Origin of the sequence: Reinekea thalattae (genome assembly GCF_008041945.1) — a bacterium.
Lineage (GTDB): Bacteria > Pseudomonadota > Gammaproteobacteria > Pseudomonadales > Natronospirillaceae > Reinekea > Reinekea thalattae.
The window spans coordinates 1,647,291-1,664,523 of record NZ_VKAD01000001.1; the positions used below are offsets into that span (position 1 = coordinate 1,647,291).

A 17,233-nucleotide genomic window follows, 5' to 3' on the forward strand; every position below is an offset into this window, starting at 1 on the left:
AGCGGCTGATAACTTACAGGCTAAACTCTCGACGCAAATCCTTATCAGTTAAGAAGCGGCCACCTAACGACAGGGTTTCTGTTGACGAAGTACTGTCCATAACACCGCGCGATTTAACACAGAAATGCGTTGCATTCATTTTAACGGCGACATTATCAGTACCTAACAGAGTTTGCAGCGCGATTAAAACCTGTTGGTTTAAACGTTCCTGCACCTGTGGTCGCTGTGCAAAAAAACGCACAATACGGTTTATTTTCGACAGGCCAATAATCTTCTGATCAGGTATATAGGCGACATCGGCCGTACCATCAATGGTGACAAAATGGTGCTCACAGGTACTGGTTAAACCAATATCTTTTACCCGTATCATTTCTGAGACGCCCATCTTATTTTCAATTAATGTAATTTTGGGGAAGTTTTCGTAGCTAAGCCCAGAAAAAACTTCACTCACATACATCTTTGCAATGCGCTCTGGCGTCTCTGAAAGGCTATCGTCCGATAGATCCAGCGCCAACACCTGCATCACTTCACGCATTAACGTTTCAATCTTTGCTTTTTGCTCAGATGTTTTCAGACGCTGCTGCAACATCGGCGTTTCCATGCCCAATTCAATGAGTTTGTTATGGACAGCGAGCGCTTCCGCTGAAATAGACATACTTGTATACCTTTAACTAGCTTCTTCAATAAAATTTATGCGCGGCATCATATCACAGCGTCTGACAATTCTTATGTTTACATTAAGCAAACAATCTGCCACTTAATTCCTTTTAGCAATATGCGAAGATACCGGCATACCATCTACCTCGTTTAGAGTGAACTGTATCGCAGCAAACGAAAAATATACCTATCAATTTGACCAGCATCATCTAAGCTTAACGCTGTCTATGAGCTAAACTGCATAGATAAAGGTCAAATATCCTAGGCCATTTATCATTATCCTGCTCAAGCAAAACAGTCCTAATGTGAATTCTGAGGATCGCAGTGGCACAGCAAAAAAACATAAGCCAAATTCTTTTAAAGCAAACATTGCCGATAACGCTGGTCATTGCGCTAGGCACGAGCATGGTCTTTGGCATGGGTATGATTTGGGCGATTAACACCAGTGCCGATCATGCACACCAGGAAAACCTGAATCAGGCTCTTAGCAGCTACCATCAGGCCATTGCTGCCGAGTCCTCCCACCTTTACTCGATCGCCAGCAACCCTTTGACATTACAGTCGCTAACCAACGTGCAGTCGCTAACCAAACTGCATCGCAACTATAACCTTTCGGTATTACACGCTACAGGGCCCTTTACTTCATCGGTGTCAATCTACTTGAAAGACGGCAGCCTATATTCGTCGACACTGAATTACAGCCTCGAAAATGCACCCGATATCGCCCTTACCCCTTGGTTCAACTACGTTATTGGCGCGCAGCAAACCTTTATTGAAACCACAAGTAACGGCCTATTAATCGCCGCTCCGATTATGCAGGCAAATGAATTACTCGGTGTCATTGTTTCCCAAACCGTCAATTTAAAAGCTTTAATCAACATCCATTTAAATGACTACAACCTAGTTATCCTCGATCGTACGGAGAGGGTGCTTTACAGCACCAACACCGAGCTGTTCCCGCTTTACTCGACACAGTTAATTAGAGATAACGCCACTTGGCGAAAATCGATGTCGTTATCCGAAGGTGACCTCACCTTTGTCAGCTTTGAAAAGAAAAGCGTGCACCAAAAAAACCTTCTATTGCTGTATTTATTATTATTTAGTGGGGCAAGCTTTATATTCATTAGCGCCTTTGTTACCGCGAAAATTGCTGGCCGCGTCATTCGTGAAGCGATTACTGATTTCACTCTGGCCATAGAACATTTTGAGCAACACAAACAAATAGGCGCGCTAACCAAAAAAACCTACGACATCAGCGAGCTCAGGCAGCTCAATGAGCGCTTTCAAGATTTATTAACCAAGCTTTTAGCCTCGAACCTCTCTAAGAATCGAGTATCAGCTATCTTAAACTCGCTTAATGATTTACTCGTCGTTTTCGACTTGGACGGTACGCCAGTAATCAGCAACCGTGCATTCGACGATTTCTTTACCAACAAAGAATTTTCACACAAAGACATTTTTAGCTTTCTGTTTAATAACTTTGACAGCCCCAAGTCATTACTCAACATGACGCGACCATTGCCCAGTTTTGAAACAACTTATCAAACTGGCACTCAGGGCGGCCGTCAAACCAATATTGTGCATTGGAGTAGAAGCCCAATGTTCGATGAGCAGGGAAATATTTTTGGCGCCATCTTCGTCGGCCAAGACATCACCCACTCGAATGAACTTTCGACCAATATCGAACTTAAAAACGCTGCTATCGATGCTGCCGACTCCGGCATTCTAATTCTAGAAAATGAAGCACCCTTTACTCGGGTTTGCTATGCCAATACCGCCTTTGAGCGCATCACTGGCATCAGTAGCCAGCTTATCTGCAATAAAGACCTGTCTTTGAAAGATTTTAAGCAGTTCGCCAATGCTCCTCTGGCTCGTATTCGCACAGCGATGATCGAGAAAAAATCCATTGTCGAAGTACTCAAGGTTCCGCTTAAAAACAACGACCAAAGCCACGTAGAATTGGTTTTAAGCCCTATTCCAACAGATGGTCTTAAACAAAAAAGCTATTACCTTTGTATTCTAAAAGATGTCACCCAACAGCAGGTAAACTCCAACCTGCTTATTTCTGCTAAAGAACAGGCAGAACAATCAGCTCGTTTAAAGTCAGAATTTCTTGCCAGCATGAGTCATGAAATACGAACTCCGATGAACGGTGTCATTGGCATGCTGGATATTTTACATGACACCCCACTGACGATGCAGCAACTCAACTATGTGCGTATTGCACAAGGCAGCGCCGACGCCTTGCTCAGTATCATCAACGACATTCTCGACTTCTCTAAAATTGAAGCGGGCAAAGTCATACTCGATCACGCTGATTTTAATCTCTACGAAATGCTAGACAGCTTCATTGACGGCATGGCTCAACAGGCGCAGCGCAAAGGCATTGAGCTAATCATTGATACGTTAAAAGTGCAGCACCATCAGGTCAAAGGAGACGCCGGCAGGGTACGGCAAATTCTGACTAATCTCGTCAGCAATGCGATTAAATTCACCGAACAGGGCTATGTGAAAATCCAGGTTGAATCGACTGATTTAGACGACCAGCTCTGCACTCTGTTGGTTTCAGTCAGCGACACCGGCAAGGGGATTCCCGCAGACAGACAACATTCGTTATTCGACCCATTCATTCAGGTAGAAGCCAAAGATGCGGTCAAAGGAACCGGCCTTGGACTGGCCATTGTCAAACAGCTGGTTGAGAGCATGAACGGCCAAATCGAAGTGTTGAGCGAAGTCGGCCAAGGAAGTGAGTTTAAATTTAGTATTGAAATTGAAGCGACCAATCCACAACCAATACTTTCGACTGATCATATATCCGGTAAACGCATTCTATTGGTTGAAGACTGTGAGATGACTCGACAAACCATAACCAACCAACTGAGCCACTGGGGTGCTAGCATCGTGACCATCGATTCGGCCGAGCAAGCAATCGACTATATCGAAACGCAGGATGACAATATCGATTTAGCGCTCATCTCCTCAGAGATGAAACAGATGAGCGGTAAGGCGCTGGGCGTAAGGTTAGCCACAACACATCCCAAAGCGACCATAAACCAGCGAGTGCTCATGACCCCGGTAAGCAAAGACCCGAACTTGGCGGGCATTTCACGCGCAGGTTTTAACAGTCACATCACCAAGCCAGTCAAAGCTAAAGATCTTGCCAATCTATTTAACAGCACGCTGAACAGCAGCGATGCAGTTTCAGTCAACGAGCCAATCAACGACACTAATGGCGAAGCAAACATGAGCAAGCAACAACGCATTCTCATTGTTGAAGACAATACAGTAAACCAAATGATTGCCCGCAAGTTTGTCGAAACGCTCGGCTTTGAAGCCGTAACGGTGGCAAACGGACAGGAGGCTCTGGACACCCTAATTGCGCAATCCGAAAACCCAATCGACAGTCATTTCGACCTTATACTGATGGATTGCCAAATGCCGATTATGGACGGCTTTGAGGCGACCGATAAAATTCGCCAAGCCGCCGCTGGCGAAATGTTTAAAGACATCCCAATTATTGCCATGACCGCCAATGCAATGAAGGGCGACCGTGAACGCTGCATCGAGGTCGGCATGAACGACTACACTTCCAAGCCGCTCGATAAAGAGGATTTCCTCAGTACGATTCAACGCAACCTTCGCACCTAAACAGCCTCATTTACAATTCTCAAACGCCCAGTTACGCGCTAATGAATAAATTACAGTCATCAACGACTGGATTTTCCGTTACACTAAAACCAGTTGAGCGCGCGGTTTAAATGTCGTCATCTAGCGCTCGCAGTCAGCTTTTATTTTTTCGGAGTTGTTTCATTGCCAGAAGAACGCACCCATTTAATTGACCATTTTAGTCAATCTGATGCAGCCGATCAGGAAGTCCTGATTGGCCAGCGATTAGTACAAAAAGATTTTGAAAGTGTTGCGCTACTGCTTGAATCACTCCCCTTAGATCTTCGGCTATCAACCTGGCAACAGATTGCGCCAGAAAAACGCTTGGCAGTATTAATCGAGATGCGCAGCGACCCGCGTGAGCATCTATTCGATGACATGTCGCTCGCGGAGTTAGACGCGCTCTTTGAAGGCATTGAACCGAGCGAACTGGTTGAGCTGTCCGAATCACTGCCGGAGCGCATTATCGACCGAGCGCTCAATGCCATGGATTTGGAGCAACGTAAGTTTTTCCAAGTGGCACAGCAGTACTCAGATCAACAAGCCGGCCACTGGATTAACCAAGACTTCTTAGTACTACCGCAAAACGCCAAAGTTCGAGATGCTCTTCGATTACTTCGACGTAATCTGGAAAGCTATACGGATAGCGTTTTCTTAGTCGACCGACTTGGGCATTTTATTGCCGCGGTTAAAATATCTGCAGCCATTGGCGCTCCCGATCACACGCCGCTATCAGACATCAATGAAGACAGCTTTACCACCCTAGCGGCCACTGACAACATTGTCGATGCAGCAATCAAAGTACAAAACAGTCAGTTTGCCTCGTTGCCCGTCGTTGACGACCGCAACATTCTGATTGGCCGTATTGATATTGGCTCGGCCTGCGACATCGTCAACAATAACTACGAACGCCAAATTATGGCGAGCGCGGGTATGGATGAAGACGAAGATTTATTCGCACCTGCACTGGTTAGTGCTAAAAAACGTGCGCTTTGGTTAGGCATCAACCTACTGACGGCCTTTGCAGCCTCATGGTTTATCGGCCTATTTGAAGCAACTTTGCAACAGGTTGTCGTACTTGCGGTACTGATGCCTATTGTTGCCAGTATGGGCGGTATTGCTGGCAGCCAAACGCTAACACTGATCATTCGCGGTATTGCTTTAGATCAGGTCAGCCGAGCCAACCAAAAGGCTTTATTTAAAAAAGAAATTCGAGTCGGCAGCATCAACGGCATCGCTTGGTCGATTATTATTGGCGTTGTGGTTAGTTTTTGGTTTCACAGCCCGATGATCGGTCTAGTTATTTGTTTAGCCATCTTGGTTAATATTCTAGCCTCCGCTGCTGCCGGCGTGATCATCCCAATTGTGCTGAATAAAATAAAATTCGACCCTGCACTTTCTGGCTCTGTCATCCTAACGACAGTGACTGACATTATCGGCTTTGTCACCTTTCTTGGCTTAGGCAGTATTATTCTGACCTAAGCCTAACTCGCTTTACCTAACATAACGACCTGTACCAAAAATCCGCAGCATATTTAAGGCGTTAATGAGCGGTCATGACCATAAGCCAATAGGTAACTAGCTAACACCAACGTGATCGTTCCAATTAATTGCGGCAACCAAAATAATAACGACGGCATCGCCCACTGGGTATTTAAAAAACCGCAAACCAAGCCAAGCAACATAGCCAACCACTTAGTCTGAAAGGACTCATTTAACAAAGGCTTTCCAGCCAAATCAAAGGTGATTAAGAAGGTCGCCACCAAACCAACGATAAACCCGAGCGTCAGCAATAGAATCGATGTCGGGTTTAAACCCTCAACATTCATACCTGAAAATAGCGTGTGGTAACTCACCACGACACAGGTCATTAATGTCACTAAACTAGGAAAAAATACGATGAGAGAATAGAGATAAAACAACTTCCGAGACAGCATAGATGAAACCCTTTAACAGTCTTTATTTTTATTAATTGGGGTCAGCTTATTCTGCAAACTTTATAATTTATTATGTTCACAACAAGCCTTATAAGGTTAAATAATGCCAGAGGTGACAACGAAACCGCAATGAATATTATCAAGCGATCACGTTCGCTACCGAGCGATTAAATGCATAGCATCAGCCAACCAAAAGGCTTTTAACCTCGACTAAAAGACTTTTAACTTAGCCGCCAACTCACTAAAGCTCTTAGCCTGTAGAGACAACGCTTTACTGAATCGGTCCGATTGTTCTGAATTACTGGTCAACAGACGTGCTAGCTCCTTCGATTCTGACGTAACATCAATAACATCTTGATAACGCCCAGCCTGAGTTTCTGTAGCAGTATTGATGTTTTGGCTCATTTGATCGAGCTCGTTAATCGACGTGAAAATTTTGCGTAGCGCCTCAATGGCTTGCTTACTGGCCTCGGCGTTTTCCGATGCCTGCTCTTGGTTTTGGGTAATAAGATCAACCGTACTGCGGGCGCGTTCCTGTAAGTTTTGAATCATGGTTTCAATTTGGCTGGCCGACTCTTGCGTTCGCGAGGCAAGGGTTCTCACTTCATCCGCGACAACGGCAAAGCCTCGACCCTGTTCACCTGCTCTGGCCGCTTCAATAGCCGCATTCAGTGCCAGCAGGTTAGTTTGCTCTGCAATACCTTGAATCACCGCCATCACTTCATTAATTTTATTGCTGCTTTCGGCTAACTCATTCACTGTACCTTTTGCATCGTTCATTCTTTTCGCCAGTTGAAGTGACGAGCCGAGCGAACGCTCCAAGAGTTTATCACCGTTCTGAGCTTGAATTTTTACTTCCGCCGAAACGCCAGACGCTTGCGACGCTTCAACAGCGACAGTTTGCCCCAACGCCGTTAACTCATCGATAGCGTCAACAACCGTACCTGTTCCTTCCGCCTGTTTTGCCGACTGCTTACGAACATCGTCTGTAGAATAAGCCAGTGCATGTGCGTACGCCGAAACACGCATACCGGCAGATGTTATTTCTCGCAGCGACTCACCCAGTTGCTTAACAATGGCACCCGCGGCATCTGAGATATCGCCAAATTCATCACTATGACGCTTTTTAATAATTCGGGAAAAATCACCCTTAGCAATCGTCTGTAATTCTTTCGACAAGTAACGTGCAGGCGAAACAATACGACGCTGACTGACGATCATCAACAAACCTAAAATGGTCAAAAAGCAGATAAAAAAGATATAAACCAATTTATTATTCAGCTCGATATCGGCTAGCTCATGCTCGATGTCTTCGGCAATTTTTTTATCTAGCATATCCAAAACACTATCAAGCTTTACGTGCATGGCGGATATTTTTTCTTCAAATGCGGGCACTAAAGCGCTACCTGCTTCTGGTCCTTCACTGATAAAGGTTTCTACCATTGCGGCACCGGTTTTGTATTGATCTTCAAAAAGAGGCAACAACTGTTGATAAACTGTTTTGTATTCTGGTTCCAAGCGCATCAGTTCGTCGATTGTTTCGCGAAAGTGCTGTGCAGCCTGCTCGGCTTTCTGTAAATTGCTCTCAACGATGCTGGCGTTATCTCCGGCGGCACTGGCACCAAACAGCCACTGATCGGTTTCACCTGCGTATTCTTTTGCCTCGTGGACATTTTCAATAGTCGGTATCAACACATTAGCATTATAAATCAGATCATTTCGGAGCTTATGCCCCTGACTGATCATCAACCCTCCTTGAACCATAATGATGATTAAAAAAGATGCCGACAACATCATCAATAACTGAGATACTCGAATTGCTTTCATGCTGCTACCTAACAGTAAATAAATGGGTTAGCCTCAGCGTAGATGACAATTTTGACCAGCACCAAGCTAAACACTGGCAACTTTTATCGCGTTTAAGAATATAAAAAATACTATTTTTATCATTTCGATATATTGAATTTTTTTTGTGCCATCGCTGTGAGCAAGTTAACGCTTTAGCCAGGAAAAACTAAAGTTTGCTATAGCATCGAATCACGACAATGATGGCCGTCGCTTCGTTCATTCATCAAAACATCACCCGACAAGTTCAGTTAAGCTGTACTGCATCATAAAAAAATAACTTCAGCTTGTTAGACTGTAGCTGACGATCACACTCACCAATCAATGACAAAAAAATCAGTGATTACATTAGGAGCCAGCCATGATTGAGCACTGCTCAGAAGAAAACCAACAACAGTGGCTTGCACTGCGTTGTGAACTATGGCCAGACGATTCGCCAGAAGACCACCAGCTTGATATCGATAATTTATTGGCGGAACCAGAGCAGTTTGTACAAGCCATTTTTCGCTTAAGTGACGATCAAGCGGTAGGTTTTATCGAAGCATCCATCCGCTCAGAATACGTTAACGGCACGTCAACAACGCCGATCGTTTTTTTAGAGGGTATCTACGTTAAAGAAAGTCATCGAGGCTACGGCATCGCTAAAAAATTGCTGCAATTTATTACCGAGTGGGCGTTAGATAACGGCTTTACTGAACTGGCCTCGGATGCGCTGGTCAGCAACAGGTCGGCACAGCAGTTCCACCAAGGCTTAGGCTTTGAAGAAACCGAGCGAGTCGTCTTTTACTGTAAATCGCTGCTCGATGATTAACCGAAGGCGCAGGCCTTCGCCTTGACTGCATTGATGGTTTCTTCGAAGCGTCACATTATTAAGGCATATTAGCGGGTTCACACTTACATCTGCTCATTATGCCAGCTCAAACCAAATCGTCGCTCAGAGTATTTTTTACTTTTTTAAAACTCGGTTTAACCTCCTTTGGCGGCCCCATCGCGCACATCGGTTACTTTCACAAAGAGCTAATCGAAAAACAAAAGTGGCTAAGCGACGCTCAATTTGCGCAGCTCTTTTCTATCTGCCAATTCTTACCCGGGCCAGCAAGCAGTCAACTAGGCTTTATATTAGGCTATCAACGTGCCGGTTTACGGGGTGCTCTTGCTGCGTTTATCGCCTTTACCTTGCCCTCGGCACTGGCCTTAATCTTCTTAGCCCAATACTTACCCTACCTTTCAACAGCCGCTGGGCAACTTGTTATTCAGGGGCTTAAACTGGTTGCTGTCATTGTCGTCGCTGATGCCATCTTAAGCATGGGCAAAAAGTTATGCCCCGACTGGCCACGACGAATACTAGCGATCCTTGCCTGTCTTGTTTTAGTTATATTTAGTAGTGCTCTGAGCCAACTGGCTGTCATCTTAGTAGCAGCATTGGCAGGCATGTGGCTATGCCGCCCAGAAGCAAAGCAAGCGCCATCCGAACTGGGTATCGCCATACCAGCAACCGTCAGCTATGTTAGCGCCATTAGCTTTGTAAGCTTGTTGATCATCGCACTATTGCCGCCAATGCAATCCACATTATTAGCCAGCTTACAGTCGTTTTATTATGCGGGTGCGCTCGTCTTTGGCGGTGGTCACGTCGTCTTGCCGTTACTTGAGCAAGCCTTTGTAGCGCCTGGCCTGATCAGCCAACAAGAATTTTTAGTCGGTTACGGCGCAGCCCAAACCGTTCCGGGGCCTTTATTTTCAATTGCAGGCTACATTGGTGCTCTCATACCTTCTGACTCACCGCTGTTATTTGCCGCGCTTGCTCTGTGCTTGATGTTTTTGCCTGGCTTTTTATTAGTCTTAGCGGTTCTGCCATTATGGCCTCGCTTACAAACCGCGAAACGCACGCAGCGAGCTATTGCCGGCGTCAACGCAGCTGTTGTTGGTATTTTATTAGCCGCGTTTTTAGGCCCGATGACTCAACTTATAGCGCATTCACCCAGCGACATCATCATTAGCCTGATCGGTTTTGGCTTACTGAATCGTTTCAAAATATCGGTATTATGGATTGCCTGTTGGTGTATTTTTAGCCAAGTTGTTAAGCTAGGGTTAATGCCTATGTAATATTTTTGTCTCGCACCATCTTGGCCTAATAGTTCGTTGGTCTAACACTGTGTCAACTAAGTACTATGCTAACCAACGACTATGTTAACCTAGCTCTACCTTGGTTAACGATACATGCTAATACTGGACTCACTCTGATAAACAGATTATTTATTAGAGCCATTCATTCATTTTGATTTTGATAGAGCGCATGATGAAACTACAACTTATCTCATTAACGATCGTATCAGCACTCCTAGCCGGCTGTGCAACTGGCCCAGTGACTCACTCACAAATTGAATCGCCATACAGCGAAGCAGAGCAACTTGCCGCGCAATCTGCAGTTAACGCGAGCAGTGACCAGCTGGCACTGAAACGGAAAATCGCGGTAGCGCGTCTATCAAATGAAACCACTTATGGTAAGGGTTTACTCAGCGGCAGTGACGGTTCAGATAGCGCTGAGAAAATCAGCGATATGTTTATTCAAAGCCTGACTAACTCCGGCAACTACTTAATTTTTGAACGCCGAGACATTGAGTTACTAGAATCAGAGGCCCAGTTCTCTGGCTTGGATCAAGACTTCGTGGGTGTCGATACTTTAGTGATTGGTTCTTTAACTGAATTTGGCCGCAGCACCACCGGCACATCAGGTTTTTTCTCTTCAACAAAGAAACAACAGGCTACCGCCACCATTGCATTACGCCTTGTTGATGTTGCTAGCGGCCAAGTGATTCACTCACTTCGCGGCTCCGGTATAGCCTCAACAGAAACCCAAAGCACCCTCGGTTTTGGCTCGGTAGCATCCTATGACGGCTCTATTAATGACCGAGCTATTGGCACCGCAGTTAATGCGGCGGTTGGTAAGCTCGATCAATATATGCTGCAAAAACCTTGGTCAGCCGATGTGCTCGACATAGACGACGGCCTGATTTTTATCAGCGGTGGTCAATCTCAAGGTTTATTCGAAGGTCTGAAGCTAGCGATCTATACCAAAGGAAAACAGGTGAAATCGGCAACCGCCGGCACGACAATTACATTGCCTGGACAACAGATTGCAACCGCCGAAGTGATACAGTTATTCGGTGATACAGAACTGACTGAAGGCGCAATCCTTCGGCCTCTAACTGGCAACATCAACGGCCTCAACCCAGCAGACCTTAGAGTCATAGAGGGAGACTAATTATGCGCTACGCTATTGTCCTATTTTTTACGATTACGCTATCGGCTTGCAGTATTAATGGCCCAGTGACCCAGCAGGCGACTATTGATGATCGCCCCACCGTAACCTTCGATGTTGGCGGCTATAATCCAGTTAAACTGATGCTGTATGTCGACGGTTTTAGTTATGGCGCTCTAGCCAAATATCAATATAAACGTACCGAATTAAAACTATTGCCAGGCAAGCACCTTGTTGAGGTCTACCACAACGACCAGCTAATTTATTCTAGGCGTCAATACTTTGGAGAATCAACCGCTTCGGTCATTAAGGTATATCAATAATGCGTCACGTGATCATCACAAACTCGACTGCAATACTGGTTAGCCTACTTCTTTGTTCGTGCGTGGTCGTGCCGAAATACGATTGGGGCAGTTATGAAGAAGACCTATTGGAATATTACTCCAGCCCTGATAACAAAGCCGAGCTTGCAACGAATCTGGAAAAACTCATAGCTAAGCAAGAGGCCAAAGGAAATATCCCTCCGCCTGGATTATATGCCGAGCTAGGCACGCTCTACTTAGAGAATCACCATACTGAAACAGCGATCAGCTTTTATCAAAAAGAGTTTGACGCCTGGCCGGAGAGCCGCCCATTAATGCAGCGCCTAATTACCAATTTGGAGGCCGCATTATGAAGCACGTTCTATTACTCGGCCTAAGCCTAATATTCGTTGGTTGTGCAAACTTTGGTGAGATCGAAGACCCTCTGGCGACATACCATGAGAGCCAACCTCGCTCTATTTTAATCGTCCCAATACTGAACAACTCGGTCGAAGTGTTAGCCGGTGATCTTGCCGTTACAACCTTGCCGAAACTACTTTCCGATCAGGGCTATTATGTGTTCCCGGTGCATACTGTGAAGGCGTTATTTCAATCGGAAGGGCTTTACGAGCCCGCAGAAATTCATCAGCAGCCCAGCGAAGTCATCGCTGAATTATTTTCTGCAGATTCCATCCTTTACATCATAATCCATACTTGGACGGCACAGTACATCGTTTTAAATACAACAACGACAATCGATCTTGAATACCGAATGACCAATGCACAGGGTGAGCAGATTTTCCATAAGCGGCAAAAACTCAGCTACAGTCCTGAGTCCAGTACCAATGAAGAAGCAAGCTTGATAGAAAGCTTACTGTTTTCAGCGATCAGTGCCGCATTCGAACGAGCAGACCCAGAGTTTATTCCTCTAACCCGACGAGCGAATGAACGAGCATTCCTCTTTAGCAAGCCAGCCTTACCGCCTGGACCTTACAGCATTGAATACAATCGTTATTACGATATTGATGAAGAAGCCTTTTTGATTATAGAAGAATAGCGGGCTCAGCCCGCTACTAAACCCAGCTCACTAGTCAAAAGCACAGCTGAGTAGCAGTTCATCCGTTATTAACTGATGCACACTCAAACCTTCTAACGTTATCAGACCATAGCTGGGCGGCCAGTCTTGACGCGGCATAGCCACCGAGCCTGGATTCAACAGGTAATAGCTATCAACCCGCTCTGCAACTGGCACATGCGTATGACCGCTGGCAAAAACACTGCCCGTGGCAAGTGTCGGTAAATGGCTCGGTGTAAAAGTATGGCCATGACAAAAAAAGCCTCTGCGCTGGCCGATAAACAGCTGGTTATACTCGCCAAGCATAGGGAACTTCAGTAAGGCTTGATCAACCTCGCTGTCACAATTACCGCGTACAGCAATAATGCTTTCAGCATAAGTATTGAGCAGATTAGCAACCGCGATAGGATCATAACCCGACGGTACTGGATTGCGAGGTCCGTGATTGATTAGATCACCCAGCAGTATAAGTTGTTCGGCTTCGCTGCGCTCAAATGCCTCAATTGCTCGCTGAGCAGCCTGATAATCACCATGAATATCAGAACATACAAATAACGTCATTTTCTCTCTCCCATGATCAAGGCTCGGCATGATAAAGCAATCGTCGGTAAAAGTAGTTGAGCTGAGTTCAGTAAGCATTGATTTTAAACCTGCAACACCCTATATTCATTCTGACTAGCAGCTCAATGGCGACTCCGCCAACAAGAGCTCTTAACAACATTTCCATGACAACGGCGTCATATCACCTTAACTCAGTTAATAATACCGACGGTATTACTTTGCTGATTAGGAGGCTCTATATGGCGTTTTTCTATCCCGGCATGATGCTGCTAGCATCCACTCCCTTTTGGCTACGCTTGGCCTATTTTGTCTTGCCCAGCGCTATCGCCATACTATTAATGTTTAACACCATGCTCGCGAACCGACTGTACAGTGTCGCGATGATCCTATTACTGCTGTACTTTGCTCTGGCCAGCCTATTTTTAGCCAAACAACGACTAGCACGGCTCAACGAACAGCTCGCCAGCTTAGCGCCTTTTTCAACATTGCCATTGAGCAATAACGACCAAGATTTCAATCAACTGGCTGTTCATATAAACCATCTATTACGAGAGCTTAAACGCAAACAACAGCTGTTAGAGGGGTGCGCAAAAGAAGCGCAATACACCGCAGACGAACTCAACCATTCTTCAGTACAGCTGGCTGACGATGCCGAGCAAGAACACGCGGCGCTAGACTCGATTGCAACAACCGCCGAAGAAATGACCGCTACGGTCAACGAGATTGCCGGTAAAATTTCGCTGACTGAGCAAATGGCCCAGAACACTTCCAGCGTGGTCAATAGTGGTAAGCACTCACTGCAACAACTACAGACAACCATCGATCAATTAAAAAACAGCGCCGAAAAAAATCAGCAACACGTACAAACGCTGACACAATACTCGGCGGATATCAGCCACTTTGTCAGTACGATTTCTAAGATCACGGCAAACATTAATCTACTGGCACTTAATGCCGCTATCGAAGCAGCCAGAGCTGGCGATGCTGGTCGTGGTTTTTCCGTTGTCGCCAGTGAAGTCCGAGTGCTGTCATCAGACACTGAAAAGGCGGCACAAGACATTGCCGATATTGTCGAAAAAATCCACCAGCAAGTTCAGGTGTCGAGTCAAGACAGTACCGAAATGCTCAGCATTAGCCAAAACTCAGTTGCCTCTATCGACCATACCGAACAGCAACTCAATGACATCGACCTTGCTGCGACAACAACATGCAAAGAGGTCAACGCCTGCTTATCACTGATCTCAGAATTCAGTAAAGCCAATGAGGAAATGTGTCAACGCTTACAAGAAGCATCGCAGGTGAGTGAAAAGAATAGCCTGTCGAGTAAAGACACCAAAGACATGGTGAAATATCTGTATTGGCTTTCGGCCAAACTGCAACAGCAAGAGAGCGAATCATGAGTAGCGCGATACTGTTACCTATTGGAGTTTGCATTGTCTTAATGCTGCTAGCATTTTTGCGTATATGGCAAACAACCCGAAAGACTCAACAGCAGAGACGTACCGGCGTCGCTTTACTGCTGACCCTAATCGAGTTAATTAAGCTCTCGCAACAACACAGAGGTATGCACTCTGGCTTGCTCAATGGTCAAATATCTTTGCGGCCTAAGCTGAAAGAACTGGAACAACAGATCGATAGTCTACAACAAGGTTTGTACCAACAGCGTCACTCTTTAAACCAACGCACCTATGCCTATTTGCAATCGGCAATAACGCGATGGCAAAAAATCATGCAACAGCCAGCAATGGAAGCGAGTGTCAGTTTCCAACAGCATTCCGGACTGATCGCGCGTTTACTAGATAGTCTTTGGGACATTGCCGATGACTTTTCCATCACCACACACAGCAACCCGAAAATACAACAACAAACGCAAATCCTTGTACGTACGTTACCTGTGTTAAGCGAGTCCATCGGCCAAATTCGAGCCCTAACAATGCAGGTCGCGAACAGCGAACGTTGCACGCCGGACAAAAAATTACAGCTGTTATTTACCCTGTCTAAAATTGACGCCGATATACAACTGATTAGCTCGGATACCTCCACCGACGCCTTAGAGAAGGTGACAATCTTTACTTGCGATATTCGCCAGTCCATTGAGCAAGATACGCTGAGCCAACAAAACCCTGATGTTGTTTTTCAACGAGCGACTGAAAATATTGATCGCATATTCCAATTAATCACTCAGGGGTTAACTGCGTTACAACAACGGCTGTAACTCACCGGAAAGTTTTATAACCAGGAAAAATAGCAAACAATCTAAAGCCCGAGCTGTTCCGCCTCTTGTTTTTTAATCTGCTTGTGCATCTCTTCGTTAGCACCCTTTTTCCAGTAACTGCTGATGTAGCTGTTTTCAGCAGGCACCTGTTTTTGCTGACGGAAATAACGTCGAATTTGGCGCATCGATTCAAACTCACAGGCACTCCAAACACTGGCTTGGCCTTCAAGCCAAGGCAAGCTAAGAGCAGTATCGGCCAAAGAATCCGCTGAGGTTAACCAAATGACTTCCATTGCAGGCGGCAGCTGTAACGGCTGCTGATCGGCTTCGCTTTCTACCTGCACCAATACATAACCTTTAGCGTGCTCAGGCAATCGGCTAGCAACAACAGAGCAGGCCGGTAACGCAGTCATATCTGCCACTAAAAAAAACCAATCAGCATCTAGAGCGAAAGGCTTTAAAGTGCCTGGACCTCGAATATTGATCACGTCACCCACCTGAGCATTCATGGCCCAAGGCGAGGCAAACCCTTGATCAGCCGGATCACTAGAAAGATGGCGCACCAGATCAATATCGATACTTTGGTTACTCAGATCGACCGAACGAATGGTATAGGTACGTAGTATCGGGCGTTCGCCATCAGCCAATAAAGACAGATCCGTGCCTCCGTTCGGGTGGAACAATAACTTGATATAGCCGCTGGCATCCTGCTCGCTAAACTGGCCAATACAGTCACCCTGCAAGGTTATGCGCTGCATGTTAGGCGTCAGCTGTTGGTTTTTAATAACCCTAACAGGTTGGAATGGCGGTGTTGAATTTGGCATGACTAGGTACCTTTGCAAAACATGTTGCTTACCCTGAGCGATTGGCGACGAAATCGCAATCCATAATGTGAATGAGAATCAATGATATTCGTACTCTTCAGCGGTACTAATTGCGCCTTAATAACCCGCTGCAAAAATTACAATCGCCCAGCACGAGCTAAGGCTGGCGAACCGGTTCGATCAACCTAAAAAGCATAGAGCATAAAAAAGGGCTGCCAACTCAACCCTTATCGATCAAGATAGACAACCCCGTTTTCAGCTTACAAGACTTTATAATTCACCGTTGGCGGGTGATTAATTAGCCCTCAGTCGATGCCCGTAACATCCAAGCAGTCTTTTCGTGAACTCGCATGCGGTCAGAGACCAATGAAGCGGTTGACTCATCGTCTGCTTCTTGGGCTAACTTAAGCACTTCACGCGCTGTTTTTACTACCTGCTCGTGCGCTTTGGTCAGGATCAACGTCATCTCAGTCGCGCTTGGCACGCCATCGACTTCCTTAACGCTACTCAGTTCAGAAAAAGCTTTATAGGTACCAGGAACGGCTTCACCAAGCGTACGAACGCGCTCAGCAATTTCGTCAACCGCATCGGCAAGCTCGGTGTAGTGCTCTTCGAACATGAGGTGCAATTCGCGGAACTGTGGGCCGACAACGTTCCAATGAAAGTTGTGAGTCATTAAATAAAGTGTGTAAGAGTCTGCTAAAAGGCGACTCAAACCTTGGGAAATTGCGATTCGATTTTCTGAATTAATACCAATATCGATCGATGTCATACTTGCTACTCCTTATTAACTTATCATTGAGCTTATAAAAACCCATTATCTCTGATGGCTGCTTAACAAGCTAAAGCCTTATATCGAAGTTAATCTTCGATTTTTAGCCACGTTAACACA

General features: G+C 45.7%; 16 protein-coding genes. 10 read left to right on the plus strand and 6 right to left on the minus strand.

Annotated features, from left to right (window positions below; translation table 11 throughout):
• Positions 1-13: 13 nt before the first annotated feature.
• Positions 14-655: a GTP cyclohydrolase I FolE gene (folE, locus tag FME95_RS07480; protein WP_147713766.1), complete on the minus strand. Its 642-nt coding sequence runs from the start codon at positions 653-655 to the stop codon at positions 14-16.
• 326 nt (positions 656-981) lie between these two features.
• Here folE and FME95_RS07485 point away from each other — a divergent pair, with 326 nt between their 5' ends.
• Positions 982-4,305 (plus strand): response regulator, encoded by a 3,324-nt coding sequence (locus tag FME95_RS07485; RefSeq protein ID WP_147713767.1) that lies wholly within the window; start codon positions 982-984, stop codon positions 4,303-4,305.
• A gap of 162 nt (positions 4,306-4,467) precedes the next feature.
• Positions 4,468-5,805 (plus strand): magnesium transporter, encoded by a 1,338-nt coding sequence (locus FME95_RS07490; RefSeq protein WP_147713768.1) that lies wholly within the window; start codon positions 4,468-4,470, stop codon positions 5,803-5,805.
• Between the two features lie 53 nt (positions 5,806-5,858).
• Here FME95_RS07490 and FME95_RS07495 read toward each other — a convergent pair whose 3' ends face one another.
• Both FME95_RS07495 and FME95_RS07500 read right to left on the minus strand, forming a co-directional pair.
• On the minus strand, positions 5,859-6,260 hold the full coding sequence (locus FME95_RS07495; protein ID WP_147713769.1) for a hypothetical protein: 402 nt from the start codon (positions 6,258-6,260) through the stop codon (positions 5,859-5,861).
• A gap of 210 nt (positions 6,261-6,470) precedes the next feature.
• Positions 6,471-8,087 carry a methyl-accepting chemotaxis protein gene (locus tag FME95_RS07500; RefSeq protein ID WP_147713770.1) on the minus strand — a complete coding sequence of 539 codons (1,617 nt, stop codon included), beginning with the start codon at positions 8,085-8,087 and terminating at the stop codon, positions 6,471-6,473.
• A 379-nt stretch (positions 8,088-8,466) separates the two neighbouring features.
• Here FME95_RS07500 and aac(6') point away from each other — a divergent pair, with 379 nt between their 5' ends.
• From aac(6') to FME95_RS07530, 6 genes are all read left to right on the plus strand, one after another.
• Complete coding sequence (gene aac(6'), locus FME95_RS07505) at positions 8,467-8,916, plus strand: aminoglycoside 6'-N-acetyltransferase (RefSeq protein ID WP_147713771.1); 450 nt, start codon at positions 8,467-8,469, stop codon at positions 8,914-8,916.
• A 98-nt stretch (positions 8,917-9,014) separates the two neighbouring features.
• Positions 9,015-10,208 carry a chromate efflux transporter gene (chrA, locus tag FME95_RS07510; protein WP_147713772.1) on the plus strand — a complete coding sequence of 398 codons (1,194 nt, stop codon included), beginning with the start codon at positions 9,015-9,017 and terminating at the stop codon, positions 10,206-10,208.
• A 193-nt stretch (positions 10,209-10,401) separates the two neighbouring features.
• A complete protein-coding gene (locus tag FME95_RS07515) occupies positions 10,402-11,367 on the plus strand; it encodes a CsgG/HfaB family protein (protein WP_147713773.1) in 966 nt (321 codons plus the stop codon).
• A gap of 2 nt (positions 11,368-11,369) precedes the next feature.
• Positions 11,370-11,687 carry a hypothetical protein gene (locus FME95_RS07520; RefSeq protein WP_147713774.1) on the plus strand — a complete coding sequence of 106 codons (318 nt, stop codon included), beginning with the start codon at positions 11,370-11,372 and terminating at the stop codon, positions 11,685-11,687.
• Complete coding sequence (locus FME95_RS07525; protein ID WP_147713775.1) at positions 11,687-12,040, plus strand: DUF4810 domain-containing protein; 354 nt, start codon at positions 11,687-11,689, stop codon at positions 12,038-12,040. The genes FME95_RS07520 and FME95_RS07525 overlap by 1 nt, the downstream gene beginning before the upstream one ends.
• On the plus strand, positions 12,037-12,723 hold the full coding sequence (locus tag FME95_RS07530) for a GNA1162 family protein (protein WP_147713776.1): 687 nt from the start codon (positions 12,037-12,039) through the stop codon (positions 12,721-12,723). The genes FME95_RS07525 and FME95_RS07530 overlap by 4 nt, the downstream gene beginning before the upstream one ends.
• 30 nt (positions 12,724-12,753) lie before the next feature.
• Here FME95_RS07530 and yfcE read toward each other — a convergent pair whose 3' ends face one another.
• On the minus strand, positions 12,754-13,302 hold the full coding sequence (gene yfcE / locus FME95_RS07535; protein ID WP_147713777.1) for a phosphodiesterase: 549 nt from the start codon (positions 13,300-13,302) through the stop codon (positions 12,754-12,756).
• Between the two features lie 239 nt (positions 13,303-13,541).
• Here yfcE and FME95_RS07540 point away from each other — a divergent pair, with 239 nt between their 5' ends.
• Together FME95_RS07540 and FME95_RS07545 are read left to right on the plus strand one after the other, a co-directional pair.
• A complete protein-coding gene (locus FME95_RS07540; RefSeq protein WP_187265469.1) occupies positions 13,542-14,702 on the plus strand; it encodes a methyl-accepting chemotaxis protein in 1,161 nt (386 codons plus the stop codon).
• The gene (locus FME95_RS07545; RefSeq protein ID WP_147713779.1) at positions 14,699-15,517 is read left to right on the plus strand and encodes a hypothetical protein; all 819 of its coding nucleotides are present in this window, start codon (positions 14,699-14,701) and stop codon (positions 15,515-15,517) included. The genes FME95_RS07540 and FME95_RS07545 overlap by 4 nt, the downstream gene beginning before the upstream one ends.
• Before the next feature lie 41 nt (positions 15,518-15,558).
• On the opposite strand, the gene FME95_RS07550 is transcribed toward FME95_RS07545, so the two are convergent.
• Both FME95_RS07550 and FME95_RS07555 read right to left on the minus strand, forming a co-directional pair.
• Positions 15,559-16,341 carry a siderophore-interacting protein gene (locus tag FME95_RS07550; protein WP_147713780.1) on the minus strand — a complete coding sequence of 261 codons (783 nt, stop codon included), beginning with the start codon at positions 16,339-16,341 and terminating at the stop codon, positions 15,559-15,561.
• 298 nt (positions 16,342-16,639) lie between these two features.
• Positions 16,640-17,113, minus strand: coding sequence for a Dps family protein (locus FME95_RS07555; protein WP_147713781.1), 474 nt, complete (start codon positions 17,111-17,113; stop codon positions 16,640-16,642).
• Positions 17,114-17,233 lie beyond the last annotated feature (120 nt).